This window comes from Pseudoxanthomonas sp. (assembly GCF_002863005.1).
GTDB lineage: Bacteria > Pseudomonadota > Gammaproteobacteria > Xanthomonadales > Xanthomonadaceae > Pseudoxanthomonas_A.
The window spans coordinates 184,331-197,514 of sequence record NZ_PKDG01000009.1 but is presented as its reverse complement, the minus strand read 5'-3'; the positions used below and the strand labels follow the sequence as shown (position 1 = coordinate 197,514).

Sequence of the window (13,184 nt, the reverse complement as noted above, 5' to 3'; positions counted from 1 at the left end):
AGGCAAGACATGGCCCCTCGCAATCGCCAAGGCGGCTTTGAACAGGGTCTCTACGACCCGAACGACGAACGCGACGCCTGCGGCTTCGGCATGATCGCGCAGCTCGACGACCAGCCCTCGCGTGCGCTGGTCGACACTGCGATCGCTGCGCTCTCGCGCATGACCCATCGTGGTGGCGTGGCCGCCGACGGTCTCACCGGCGACGGCTGCGGCCTGCTGATCCGCAAACCGGAGGCATTCCTCCGCGCGCTCGCCGCCGAATCCGGCATCGCATTGGGCGTGCGCTTCGCCGCCGGCCTGGTGTTCCTGCCGCACGACGAGGTGCAGGCCGCGCAATGCCGCGCCGCGCTCGAAGCCGAACTGTTCCGCACCGGCGTGGCGGTGAAGGGCTGGCGCGTGCCGCCCACCAACGACGCGGTCTGCGGCCAGTTGGCCAAGGACACCCTGCCGCGCATCGAGCAGCTCTACGCCCAGGCAGAGGAAGGGCAGAAGGACGAAGCCTTCGCGCTGGCGCTGTTCCTCGCGCGCCGCCGGGCCGAACAGCAGCTGCGCGCGTCCGTGCCCGACTTCTACGTGGTCACGCTGTCGCCGCATGCGATCGGCTACAAGGGCATGGTGTTGCCGGACAAGCTGTCGACCTTCTTCCCGGACCTGCAGCGCAGCGATCTGGCCAGCAGCGCGGTGGTATTCCACCAGCGCTTCTCCACCAACACGCTGCCGCGCTGGCCGCTGGCGCATCCGTTCCGGCTGCTGGCGCACAACGGCGAGATCAACACCATCGAGGGCAACCGCCGCTGGGCGCAGGCGCGCACCAAGGTGTGGAAGACGCCGCGCTTCGACATCGGCGAATTCGACCCGGTCATCTCGATGCACGGCTCCGATTCGCAGAGCCTGGACAACATGCTGGAGTTGCTGGTCGCCGGGGGCATGGAGCTGATCCAGGCGCTGCGCATCCTGGTGCCGCCGGCGACGCAGTCGCTGGAGTTCAAGGACGCCGACCTCGCCGCGTTCTACGAGTTCTACGGTCTCAACACCGAACCGTGGGACGGCCCCGCGGGCATCGTCTCGATGGATGCGCGCTACGCCGCGTGCACGCTGGACCGCAACGGCCTGCGCCCCGCGCGCTGGATGCTGACCAGCGACCGCCACTTCATCGTCGCCAGCGAAGCCGGCGTGTGGGAAGTGCCGGCCGAACGCGTCACCCGCAAGGGCAAGCTCGGCCCGGGCGAGATGATGGCCATCGACCTGCGCCGCGGCGACCTGCTCGACAGCGAAGCGGTGGACCGCATCAACCGTGGCCGCGCGCCGTACAAGCAGTGGCTGCACCAGGGCGTGACCTACCTGCAGACCGAGCTGATCGATCCGTCGCTGGTCGAGGAACCCTTCGACGAGCGCACGCTGCGCGGCTACCACAAGCTGTTCCAGCTCTCGACCGAGGAAGTGGAGCAGGTGCTGCGCCCGCTCGCCGAGACCGAGCAGGAAGCCACCGGCTCGATGGGCGACGACACCCCGATGGCCGTGCTCAGCCGGCAGACGCGGCCGCTGTACGACTACTTCCGCCAGGCGTTCGCGCAGGTCACCAACCCGCCGATCGATCCGCTGCGCGAAGACTGCGTGATGTCGCTGACCACCCAGCTGGGCCGGGAGACCAACATCTTCCACGCCGGCCCGGAGACGGTGAACCACGTCATCCTCAATTCGCCGGTGCTGAGCCAGCGCAAGCTGCGGCAGTTGCTGAAGATGCCGCAGTACGTCGAGAAGAACCGCCTGATCGACCTGTCCTATTCGCATGAGGAAGGCCTGAAGGCCGGCCTGGAGCGGATCTGCCGCGAGGCCGAACAGGCGGCGCGCGATGGCGACGTCATGCTGCTGCTGTCGGACCGTTACCCGCAGCCGGGCCGGCCGATGGCGCATGCGCTGCTCGCCACCGGCGCCGTGCACCACCACCTATGCCGCGTGGGCCTGCGCTGCGACGCCAATCTGATCGTCGAGACCGGCACCGCACGCGATCCGCACCACATGGCCTGCCTGATCGGCGTGGGCGCCACCGCGGTGTATCCGTACCTGGCCTACCAGACGCTGTTCGACCTGGGCCGGCGCGGCATCCTGCAGATCAAGAAGGGCGGCGAGCAGGCGCAGATCGGCCGCAGCTACCGCAAGGGCATCTACAAGGGCCTGTCGAAGATCATTTCGAAGATGGGCATCTGCACCATCAGCAGCTACCGCGGCGCGCAGCTGTTCGAAATCGTCGGCCTGGACCCGGACGTCGTCGACCTGTGCTTCGCCGAGACGCCGTCGCGGATCGGCGGCGTGGGGTTCGAACGCCTCGACCTGGAGGCGCGCCAGCTCGATGCGCGTGCGTGGAACGACCGTGAATCACCGGAAGTCGGCGGCCTGCTGAAGTACGTGCACGGCGGCGAGTACCACATGTACAACCCGGACGTGGTGATGACGCTGCAGCGCGCGACGCGCACCGGCGACGCCCGCGACTGGCAGGCCTACGCCGACGCCGTGAACTCGCGCCCGCCGTCGGCACTGCGCGACCTCTTGCAGTTAAAGAAAGCCGACACACCGACGCCGCTGGACGAGGTGGCCGACGCATCCGACCTACTGCGCCGTTTCGACACCGCGGCGATCTCGTTGGGTGCGCTGTCGCCCGAGGCGCACGAAGCGCTTGCGATCGCGATGAACCGCCTCGGCGGCCGCAGCAACTCCGGTGAAGGCGGCGAAGACCCCGCGCGCTATGGCACCGAGAAGCGCAGCAAGATCAAGCAGGTCGCGTCCGGCCGCTTCGGCGTGACGCCGGAGTACCTGGTCAATGCCGAAGTGCTGCAGATCAAGGTCGCGCAGGGCGCCAAGCCCGGCGAAGGCGGCCAGCTGCCGGGCCACAAGGTCAACGAGCTGATCGCGCGCCTGCGCTACGCCAAGCCCGGCATCGGCCTGATCTCGCCGCCGCCGCACCACGACATCTATTCGATCGAAGACCTCGCGCAGCTGATCTACGACCTCAAGCAGATCAACCCGACCGCCCTGGTCTCGGTGAAGCTGGTCAGCCATGCGGGCGTGGGCACGATCGCCGCCGGCGTGGTGAAGGCCGGCGCGGACCTGATCACCATCTCCGGCCATGACGGCGGCACCGGCGCCAGCCCGGTGAGCTCGATCCGGTATGCCGGCGTGCCTTGGGAACTCGGCGTGGCCGAAGCGCACCACGCGCTGGTGGTGAACCAGCTGCGCGACCGCACCGTGCTGCAGACCGACGGCGGCCTGAAGACCGGCCTGGACGTGGTCAAGGCCGCGCTGCTCGGCGCCGACAGCTTCGGCTTCGGCACCGGCCCGATGATCGTGCTCGGCTGCAAGTACCTGCGCATCTGCCACCTCAACAACTGCGCCACCGGCGTGGCCACGCAGGACGAGCGCCTGCGCACGCAGTACTTCACCGGCCTGCCCGAGCGCGTGGAGAACTTCTTCCGCCTGCTGTCCGAGGAAGTGCGGCAGTGGCTGTCGTACCTGGGCGCGCGTTCGCTCGACGAGATCGTCGGCCGCACCGACCTGCTGCAGCAGCTGGACGTGTCGCCGCGCGAAGGCGTGAATGTCGACCTGTCGCGCCTGCTGAAGGGTGCACAGTTCGACAGCAGCAGCTGCGCGGCGCAACGCCTGTACGAATCGCCGGACAGCCTGGCCACGCAGCTCGATGGTTTGCTCGCCGAACCGATTCGCAAGAAGAGCGGCGGCGACCATCGCTTCCTGATCCACAACACCGACCGCAGCATCGGCACCCGCCTGTCCGGCGCCATCGCGCGCCAGCACGGCAACCAGGGCATGGCCGACGCACCGCTCAACCTGCGCTTCCGCGGCACCGCGGGGCAGAGCTTCGGCGCGTTCAACGCCGGCGGCCTGCAGATGGAGCTGGAAGGCGAAGCCAACGACTACGTGGGCAAGGGCATGGCCGGCGGCCGGCTGGTGGTACGCCCGCCGCGCGGCGCGCGCTTCGAGGCACGCAACACGCCCATCATCGGCAACACCTGCCTGTACGGCGCGACGGGCGGCGAACTGTTCGCCGCCGGCCGCGCGGGCGAACGCTTCGGCGTGCGCAATTCCGGCGCGCTGGCGGTGATCGAGGGCGCCGGCGACCACTGCTGCGAGTACATGACCGACGGCATCGTGCTGGTGCTGGGCAAGGTGGGTCTGAACTTCGGCGCCGGCTTCACCGGTGGCCTGGCCTACGTGCTCGACCTGGATCGCGATTTCGTCGACCGCTACAACCACGAACTGATCGACATCCACCGCATCAGCCCGGAAGGCTTCGAGAGCCATCGCCAGCACCTGCACACGCTGATCAGCCGCCATCGCGAACTGACCGGCAGCATCTGGGCGCAGCAGATCCTCGACGAGTTCCGCGACTACGTGGGCAAGTTCTGGCTGGTAAAGCCGAAGGCCGCGAGCATCGACTCGTTGAATGAGACCTTGAGGCGCGCAGCATGAGCGCGCTCCGCCTTTCTCCTCCCCCCTCGCGGGGGAGGATGCCCGCAGGGCAGGAGAGGGGGCGCGAGCGCAGCGACGCATGCCGTTGCGTCCGTGCACTCGATGCGCGGACGTGGCGCTTCGCCGCAACGGTCTCCGGCTCACCCTCTCCCGGCCTTCGGCCACCCTCTCCCATCAAGGGAGAGGGAAAGCAGGTACTGTCCTCATGAGCAAGAAGCAGGTATTCCAGTTCCTCGACCTGCCGCGGACGATGCCGCAACGCATCCCGCTGGAGTTGCGCACGTCCGGCGACTGGGGCGAGCTGTACGGCAAGTTCGGCAAGGAGGAAGCGCAGTACCAGGCAGGCCGTTGCCTCGACTGCGGCAATCCCTACTGCAGCTGGAAGTGCCCCGTGCACAACGCGATCCCGCAGTGGCTGCAGCTGGTGCAGGAGAACCGCATCGAGGAAGCCGCCGCGCTGTGCCACTCCACCAACCCGCTGCCGGAAGTCTGCGGCCGCGTGTGCCCGCAGGACCGCCTCTGCGAGGGCAGCTGCACGCTGGAGGAATTCGGCGCGGTCACCATCGGCGCGGTGGAGAAGTACATCGTCGACACCGCGCTGGCCAATGGCTGGCGGCCGGACCTGAGCGACGTGCAGCCGACCGGCAAGCGCGTCGCGGTCATCGGCGCGGGACCGGCGGGCCTGGGCTGCGCCGACCGCCTGGCGCGCGCCGGCATCCAGGCCGTGGTCTACGACCGCTACGAACAGATCGGCGGCCTGCTGCAGTTCGGCATCCCCAGCTTCAAGCTCGACAAGAGCGTCATCGCGCAGCGCCGCGAGGTGCTGGAAGGCATGGGCGTGGAATTCCGCCTGGGCGTGGAAATCGGCCGCGACCTGACGCTCGCGCAGCTGCTGGAAGAGTACGACGCGGTCTTCCTCGGCACCGGCGCCTACCGCTATACCGACGGCGGCCTGCCCGGCCAGGACCTGGACGGCGTGCTGCCGGCCCTGCCCTTCCTGGTGCAGAACGGCCGCATCGTGAGCGGCAACGATCCCTGGGGCCGCGCGATCGCCGGTTGGGAAGACAAGCTGCAGCTGCCGGACCTGCAGGGCAAGCGCGTGGTCGTGCTCGGCGGCGGCGATACCGGCATGGACTGCGTACGCAGCGCGATCCGTCTGGGTGCCGCGAAGGTGACCTGCGCCTACCGCCGCGACGAGGCCAACATGCCCGGCTCCGCCCGTGAAGTCGCCAACGCCCGCGAGGAAGGCGTGCGCTTCCTGTTTAATCGCCAGCCGCTCGGCATCGTGGCCGGCGACGACGGCACGGTGGCCGGCGTGCAGGTGGTCGAAACGAAGCTCGGCGAGCCGGACGAACGCGGCCGCCAGAACGCGGTGCCGGTCGAAGGCAGCGAATCGGTGCTGGAAGCGGACGTGGTGATCATCGCGTTCGGTTTCTCGCCGACCGTGCCGGCGTGGTTGGCCGACGTCGGCGTGGAAGGCACGCCGAACGGACGCATCGTCGCCGGCGGCGGCGATCGCCTGCCGTTCCAGACCACGCATCCGAAGCTGTTCGCCGGCGGCGACGCCGTGCGCGGCGCCGACCTGGTGGTCACCGCGGTCGCCGAGGGACGCGACGCGGCGGGCAGCATCGCGACGCTGCTGCTTGCATAGGGTGCGCACGGTGCGCGTTGCCGCGTCTCGTGGACACGCGCTGACGCACGACGACAGCGGTGGCGGGCCAGGGCCCGCCCTACGCTAGACTCGCGGCTCTCTTCTCGTGACCTCGACGATGCGCCTGGGCCTGGCTGCCAACCGCCTGCACCACCATACCGAGGACGCGGCGCTGTTCCGCTGGCTGCGGGCCTGCGAACCGGGCATCCGCGACCTGCAACTCGCGCTGCATGCGGTGGGACGCACGCATGATGCGATCGCCGCCGCCGGCATGCTGCGCGGCTACGACGGGCTCAAGCGGTATCCGTACGGCCGCGATGGCGGACTGATGAAACTGGTGGCGGAAGTCGTCGGGCTGGAAGGCGCCGAACGCAGCCTCGATGGTGCGATCTACTTCATCGATCCTGTCGATCCGTCCTCGATCTTCCCTGAAGCTACCGCACTGAAGCGCCAGTGCGTGATCCACGGCAAGCCGTTCCTGTCGACGGTCGCCTCCGCGCGCGACTGGATCGAGATGGAACGCATCCATGCCGGCTTCGCTCCCGACCATGGCGCGGATCGCTTCCATGCGCTGGAATCGCAGACGCTGGCCCTGATCGCGCACGATGCGATGAAACCGCAGATGCTCGCGTTCGCCGACGCGCACTTCGACGTGCTGTCCCGTTTCGCGCACCGCATGGCGACCGGGACCACCGGCCTGCGCCTCAACGAACTGGCGTGGAGCCGCGGGTGGCCGCAGGACGTGCCCTGGGTGGAGCGTTTCCAGAGCGGTCCGCTCGGTGGCGACGCGCAGATCGCCGACCGCGTGCTGGAGCATCGCTGCCAACGCGTGATCTTCTTCGAGGATCCGCATGTGGCGCGCCAGCACGAAGCCGACATCCAGTTGCTGGAGCGCGCCGTGACCACGGTGACCGACGAAGCGGTGTGCACCACGTCGCTGGCGGTGGCAAAGCGATGGTGCGAGGCCGTCGGAAAGCGCCAGTCGGCTGTTGTGGGAGCGACGTAAGTCGCGAAAACGCGCGGCGGATCGTCGCCATCCTTTTTACACAATGAAATGCCCATCGGAGTTGGCTGAGAAAGCGTTCGCGACTCACGTCGCTCCCACATGAATTACGGCTCCATGGAATCTCCACCCCGCCACCTGCTGAAGGATCTCTCGCTGTCCGCCATCGTGGCCGGCTTCGTCACCGTGCTGGTCGGTTTCGCCAGTTCGGCCGTGATCGTGTTCCAGGCGGCGCAGTCGCTGGGCGCCTCGCCGGAAGAGATCTCCTCATGGATGTGGGCGCTCGGCCTGGGCATGGGCCTGACATGCATCGGCCTGTCGTTGCGTTACCGGATGCCGGTGGTGACGGCGTGGTCCACGCCCGGCGCGGCCATGCTGATCAGCAGCGTCGCCGGGCTGCCGCTGTCGGATGCGATCGGCGCGTTCCTGCTGTCGGCGTTGCTTATCGCCGTGTGCGGATTCTCGGGCTTCTTCGAACGGATGATCAGCCGCATCCCGGTATCGCTGGCGTCCGGCATGCTGGCCGGTGTGCTGCTGCGCTTCGGCATCGACGCGTTCGCGTCCATGAAGACGCAACTGGGCATGGTGCTGACGATGTTCGCGGTCTACCTGCTCGCCCGCCGTCTGCTGCCCCGCTACGCGGTGATCCTGACGTTGCTGGTCGGCATCGCGATCGCCGGCGCGCTCGGCTTGCTGCGCATCGACGGCCTGTCGTTGCAACTGGCGAAACCGATCTTCACCACGCCGACGTTCTCGTTCGCGGCGGTCGTCGGTATCGCCTTGCCCTTGTTCATCGTGACGATGGCCTCGCAGAACGTCCCCGGCGTGGCGGTGATCCGCGCATCCGGATATCCGATTCCGATTTCGCCTGTCGTCGGTTGGACCGGCGTGGTCAACCTGGTGCTGGCGCCGTTCGGTGCGTTTGCGCTCAACCTGGCGGCGATCACTGCGGCGATCTGCATGGGCCGCGAAGCGCATGAAGATGCTGCGCGTCGTTACGTCGCGGCCATCGCGGCTGGCGTGTTCTACGTGCTCGTCGGTCTGTTCGGCGCGACGGTGGCGGCCTTGTTCGCCGCCTTTCCGAAGGAACTGATCCTCGCCATCGCCGGCATCGCATTGCTGGGCACCATCGGCAACAGCCTGGCCGCCGCATTGCGCGAGGAAGCGGAGCGCGAGCCCGCGCTGGTGACCTTCCTCGTGACGGCATCGGGCTTGTCGCTCGCGGGCGTCGGTTCCGCGTTCTGGGGCCTGCTCGCGGGCGTGGTGACGCTGCTGGTATTGCGCCGCACCTGAGCCTCGTTCGCATTCCGCTCATGAGGGTGAAAGCGGCGTGGAGTGTTCATTTTCAACGGCACGGATTCACCTGTGGGTGATGCAGGCGTGGGCACGATTCGGTCCACGCCATCCCATAGGAGATTTCCATGCAGACCATCCGTTACCGCCATCGCTTGTTGACGCTCGCCGCGCTTGCCGCGCTGTCGGGCGCTGCGTTCGCGCAGGCGCCTTCGCCGACTGCCGGCAAGGACGCGTTGAAGGAGCCGCAGGTCCGCTCGCTGCTCACCGAGAAGGGCTACACCAACATCGATGATCTCGACTTCGAGGACGGCCAGTGGGAAACCGATGCGACCAGCGCCAACGGCGACCGCGTCGACGTGCGCATCAATCCGGCCAGCGGCGACATCGTGGCCGAGAAGCTGGTGTCCAACCTCAGCGAGAACGACGTCAAGGCGAAGCTGGCCGCTGCCGGCTATTCCAAGGTGCATGACGTCGACTTCGACGACGGCGTCTGGAAGGCCGAGGCCGAGCGTGCCGATGGCAACGACGTCGAGATCCACCTGGCCGCCAACACCGGCGAGATCATCCACGTCGAAAACGATTAATCCAGCTCGCTTCGCGCGCAACGACGAAGGCCGCCCCAAGGGCGGCCTTCTTTCATGCCATCGGCGCCTGCGGCCTGGGACGCGCAAATCGCCATCCCACCAGCATGCCGCAGAACAGCAGGATCGCAGCAAGAAACCACGGGGCGCCAGGGACATGGGCGGGCGCGGATTTTCCGATGAACAGCGCGAACGTCCCCGCGAACATCATCGGGCCGATGACGCCCGCCAGGCTTGCGAGGCTCATCAGCGCGCCCTGCATGCGCCCCTGCTCGCGCTCATCCACTTCACGCGTGATCAACGACTGTGTCGCGGGCGTGGCCAGCGCCCATAGCGCACTGATGGGCAATCCGAGCAGGAAGGCGGTACCGACTGGTGCCCACCCGTAAACGACGAAACCGAGCGCACCGCATGCCAGGCCAAGCAATAGTGTCCTGCGCTCGCCAAGTCTTTTCACCACGCGACCGATCAGCAGGGCGTTCACGATGACGCTCAGGACGCCCACCGCTGCCAACACCCAGCCGACCTCCTTCGGACCCCATTGGAAGCGGTAGCCGGCGAACAACACGAATACGCTGGGATAGACGAAGTGCGCGAGGTTCGCGATGAAGACGACGGCGACCAGGCCGAGCACCTGCGGATAGCGCTTGAGCAATACCAACGAACCGAAGGGGTTCGCGTGCTTCCAATCGATGCGGCTGGTCCGCTTTTCCGGCGCAAGCGATTCGGGAAGCACGAACCAACCGTAGAGGAAGTTCAACATCGCCAACCCTGCGGAGAACCAGAACGGAAGACGCAGATCGATGTCCCCCAGCGCACCACCGATCAGGGGACCAATGACGAACCCTACGCCGAACGCCGCGCCGATCATGCCGAAGGCCTGTGCGCGCCGCTCCGGCGGGGTGACGTCGGCGATGTAAGCATTCGCCGTCGTGAAGCTCGCCGAGAACACACCCGAGAAGACTCGCGCCAGCAGGAGCAGCGGCAGGGTGCCGGCGACCGCCATCAATACGAAGTCGGCACCCAGGCCCAGGCACGAGAGAAGGATCACCGGCCGGCGTCCGAATCGGTCGGACAGCGCGCCCTGCACCGGCGAGCTGATGAACTGGATGGCATAGAACACCGTGCCGAAGATACCCACCCAGATCGCAGCGCGCGCCGCATCCCCACCGGTGAACTGCTTCACCAGATCCGGCAACACCGGGATGATCACGCCGAACGACAGGATGTCGATCAGCACCGTGACGAAGATGAAGATCAGGGCGGCGCGGCGGCCGGCGTGTGCGGGAGCTTCGGCGTTCACGGAGCGGACCGGCGAAAAGGTGCGCAAGTGTAGGGCATGTCGCGCCTTGTGGTCCCCCTGTGGGAGCGACGTCAGTCGCGACGGCAAAGCCCGCACGTCGCAAAAAAACCGTCGAGTCCGAGAAACCGCGCTGACCAAGAAGGACGTGACGGCGTAGGACGTGCGGTCGCGACTGACGTCGCTCCTACAACGGTGCTGCGGAGATCACGTGGCTCAGCCGATGGCGCTGGCCGGGTTCCAGTTCGATCGCGTCTTCGGCGGCATTCGCGGCTTCCAGACAGACGAAGGTCCGCCAGCCGTCGCCGGGCATGTCCGCGATGGTGGCCGCACCAGCGTCGCCCGGGTTCCAGACCACCAGCGAACGACTGCCGAAGGTGTCCAGCCGGATGCGGCGGCGGCCGGCAGGATCGATGAGGTCGAATCGATGGCCGGTGCCGGTATAGATCCGGTCGCTGCGGCCCGGGTCGCGTGGGTCGTGCAGCGTCCAGTCGCCGGCTTGCGCGTGCGTGGCGCCGTCGTACTTGTCCGCATAGCGCAGGCCGTCGAAGCCCGTGACGCGCACCTGTGCCGCGTCGGCCACACGGAAATACGTGTGGAGCGCCTGGGTCAGCACGACCGGCGCCTCACCGCGATGCAGGGTGTCCAGGCTCTGCCGGAGGTCGCGACCGACATGCACGGTCTGGATCAGCTCGAGCGGCACGCCATCCCGCAGCGGCAACGCGAGCTTGAGCACGACGCTGCCATCGGCCTCGCGCCGCACGTCCGTCAGCGGCCAGCGCGATACACGTGCATGACCGTGCTGGGGTGCATCGTCGGGTTGTCCCTGCCGGCCGAAGTAGGGCCAGCACACCGGCACGCCGCCGCGGATCGCCTTCGGCGGCATGGCCGTGGTCGGCGACACCCAGAGCAGGTCGTCGAATCCCGTCGGCGCGAACGACAGCACCTGCCCGCCGTGCAGACTGATGCGAGCAAGGGACATCGGGGTTTCCACCCGCAGCACGTCGATGTCCTGCCAACGTTCCTGGGTCACGCCTTCGGGTAATGCACTCACGGCTTTCGCGGCTCCGGTGGCGCGACGGGCGGCCCTTCCGCCTTCAGCGCGGCGAGTATTTTCGCACCGGCCCGGCCGTCCGCGGGCTGCAGGCCCAGGCGCTGCTGTTCGACGAGGATCGCGCGCCGCGTCTGCGTGCCGATCATGCCGTCTGCCGTGCCGATCGCGTGGCCTCGCGCGAGCAGCAGCGTCTGCAGTTCGCGACGCTGCGGCCGACCCAGGCCGGGATCGTCCGTCGGCCAGGCCGTCACCAGCCCCGTGCCGCCACGCAGGCGATCCGCCAGCAGCGCGATGGCCAGTGCATAGCTTTCGGCCGCGTTGTAGGAATAGATGGCGTCGTAGTTCTTGAACACGACGAAGGCGGGACCGTTGATGCCCGTGGGCACCAGAATGGCCGCGTTGCGATCATCCGCGGGCAACGGCTGTCCGTCGACGCGCGAGATGCCTTGCGTGACCCACGCGGCCAGGGGCTTCCGGTTCGTGCGCCCCGCCTGCGCGAGGTCGAAGCCGGCAGGCAGCGTCACCTCGTGGCCCCACGACTCACCGGTGCGCCAACCCGACTTCACCAGGTAGTTCGCGGTCGATGCGAGCGCGTCGGGAATGCTGTCGATCAGGTCGCGGCGACCGTCGCTATCGAAATCGACGGCGATGCGTTCGTAAGTGCTCGGCATGAACTGCGTGTGCCCGAACGCGCCGGCCCACGAGCCAGTCAATCCTTCCACCCGTACGTCGCCGGACTGCAGCAGCTTCAACGTGGTCAGGAATTCGCCCCGGAAGAATGCCTGCCTGCGACCGAAGCACGAGAGCGTGGACAACGACACCAGCAGCGGTCGCTTCCCGAACACACGCCCATAGTCGCTCTCCACGCCCCATACCGCGACCACGGTGGCGGGATCCACGCCATACGCCTGCGAGACACGACCCAGCAGGTCCGCATGCGTCACCAGCATTGCCCGCCCGTCCGCCACGCGCTGGTCGTCGACCAGCGCCGCCAGGTAATCCCACAGTGGCGTGGTGAACTCCGGCTGTGCATCCAGCAGGTCCAGCACGCTCATGTCGGCGGCCAGATCCTTCGCGTACGTGTCGAACGTGGCCGTCGCGATGCCCTGCTTCTCGGCGACGCCGCGCAACGTGGTCATGCAGGCGGCGAAGACCGGGTCGACCACGGGAACGGCGACCGGCGGCACGCCGGGGGCGGAGGCGGCAGGTGCGTTCTGCGCTGCTGCCGGCAGTGCCGCCAGCAGCGCCAACCAGAGAAAGGATGCAGGTGAAGTCATGACGGCCTCCCTGGCCTTCGGGGGAGCGGTCACTTTGCCTTGCGGGAAGATCGAAGCCAAGCCGCGCAGGGCCGGCGCGGAGACCAAGGACCGAAGCAACGAATCAGCGCACGATCACCCGATGTTCCACCACTTCCACCGGCGGCACGGTCTCCCACGACCGCCGGTACACCATCCGCACCGTGGTCTCGCCTGCCTTGTCCGCACGGAACCACCAGCGCGCGATCGAGGACGCACCCGGCATGGGCGGCTGCGTGTCCATCGGCGGCGGCGTGGCCGGACCGGTGGTGCGCGACAGCACCGGCGCGCCGTCGGACGTGAATTCCCACGCGTACCCCGTGCTCGCGTTGGACATCAGCGCAATCTCCAGCACCTGGCCTACCTGCATCACGACGGCGTCCTTGCCTTGCGGACGGACCAGGCCATCGTCCGCAGGCGGGGTGGGACGTGGCCCGCCATCGCTGGCAGTCCCGCTGGCGCAGGCGGCAAGCATCACGCACAGGCCGGGCAGCAGCAGTGATCGCATGGGGAACTTCCTCG

9 protein-coding genes are annotated in these 13,184 nt (G+C 67.8%); 5 read left to right on the top strand and 4 right to left on the bottom strand.

Going from position 1 to position 13,184, the window contains the following annotated elements; all coding sequences use genetic code 11:
* The first annotated feature begins 9 nt into the window (after positions 1–9).
* The 5 genes from gltB (at position 10) to CYU89_RS03085 (ending at position 9,016) form a co-directional block, all read left to right on the top strand.
* Entirely contained in the window at positions 10–4,482 is a 4,473-nt protein-coding gene (gene gltB, locus CYU89_RS03105; protein WP_296278751.1) for a glutamate synthase large subunit, read from the top strand.
* A gap of 205 nt (positions 4,483–4,687) precedes the next feature.
* Complete coding sequence (locus CYU89_RS03100) at positions 4,688–6,133, top strand: FAD-dependent oxidoreductase (protein WP_296278750.1); 1,446 nt, start codon at positions 4,688–4,690, stop codon at positions 6,131–6,133.
* A gap of 118 nt (positions 6,134–6,251) precedes the next feature.
* A complete protein-coding gene (locus CYU89_RS03095; RefSeq protein ID WP_296278778.1) occupies positions 6,252–7,139 on the top strand; it encodes a methylglyoxal synthase in 888 nt (295 codons plus the stop codon).
* A 114-nt stretch (positions 7,140–7,253) separates the two neighbouring features.
* Positions 7,254–8,429: a benzoate/H(+) symporter BenE family transporter gene (locus CYU89_RS03090; protein WP_296278749.1), complete on the top strand. Its 1,176-nt coding sequence runs from the start codon at positions 7,254–7,256 to the stop codon at positions 8,427–8,429.
* 128 nt (positions 8,430–8,557) lie between these two features.
* Entirely contained in the window at positions 8,558–9,016 is a 459-nt protein-coding gene (locus CYU89_RS03085; protein ID WP_296278748.1) for a PepSY domain-containing protein, read from the top strand.
* Positions 9,017–9,068: 52 nt separating this feature from the next.
* Here the strand turns inward: CYU89_RS03085 and CYU89_RS03080 are convergent, their stop codons facing one another.
* From CYU89_RS03080 to CYU89_RS03065, 4 genes are all read right to left on the bottom strand, one after another.
* Complete coding sequence (locus tag CYU89_RS03080; RefSeq protein ID WP_296278747.1) at positions 9,069–10,343, bottom strand: TCR/Tet family MFS transporter; 1,275 nt, start codon at positions 10,341–10,343, stop codon at positions 9,069–9,071.
* Positions 10,344–10,500: 157 nt separating this feature from the next.
* On the bottom strand, positions 10,501–11,367 hold the full coding sequence (locus CYU89_RS03075; protein WP_296278746.1) for a D-hexose-6-phosphate mutarotase: 867 nt from the start codon (positions 11,365–11,367) through the stop codon (positions 10,501–10,503).
* Positions 11,364–12,644: a lytic murein transglycosylase gene (locus CYU89_RS03070; protein ID WP_296278745.1), complete on the bottom strand. Its 1,281-nt coding sequence runs from the start codon at positions 12,642–12,644 to the stop codon at positions 11,364–11,366. The genes CYU89_RS03075 and CYU89_RS03070 overlap by 4 nt, the downstream gene beginning before the upstream one ends.
* Before the next feature lie 103 nt (positions 12,645–12,747).
* Positions 12,748–13,170, bottom strand: a complete 423-nt coding sequence (locus CYU89_RS03065; protein ID WP_296278744.1) for a protease inhibitor I42 family protein — start codon at positions 13,168–13,170, stop codon at positions 12,748–12,750.
* Between the last annotated feature and the right edge of the window lie 14 nt (positions 13,171–13,184).

Excerpts from the sequence above, each read along its gene's own strand:
- CYU89_RS03095 (WP_296278778.1), top strand. The coding sequence starts at position 6,252 with ATGCGCCTGGGCCTGGCTGCCAACCGCCTGCACCACCATACCGAGGAC.
- gltB (WP_296278751.1), top strand. The coding sequence starts at position 10 with ATGGCCCCTCGCAATCGCCAAGGCGGCTTTGAACAGGGTCTCTACGAC.
- CYU89_RS03065 (WP_296278744.1), bottom strand. The coding sequence starts at position 13,170 with ATGCGATCACTGCTGCTGCCCGGCCTGTGCGTGATGCTTGCCGCCTGC.
- CYU89_RS03085 (WP_296278748.1), top strand. The coding sequence starts at position 8,558 with ATGCAGACCATCCGTTACCGCCATCGCTTGTTGACGCTCGCCGCGCTT.
- CYU89_RS03090 (WP_296278749.1), top strand. The coding sequence starts at position 7,254 with ATGGAATCTCCACCCCGCCACCTGCTGAAGGATCTCTCGCTGTCCGCC.
- CYU89_RS03070 (WP_296278745.1), bottom strand. The coding sequence starts at position 12,644 with ATGACTTCACCTGCATCCTTTCTCTGGTTGGCGCTGCTGGCGGCACTG.
- CYU89_RS03100 (WP_296278750.1), top strand. The coding sequence starts at position 4,688 with ATGAGCAAGAAGCAGGTATTCCAGTTCCTCGACCTGCCGCGGACGATG.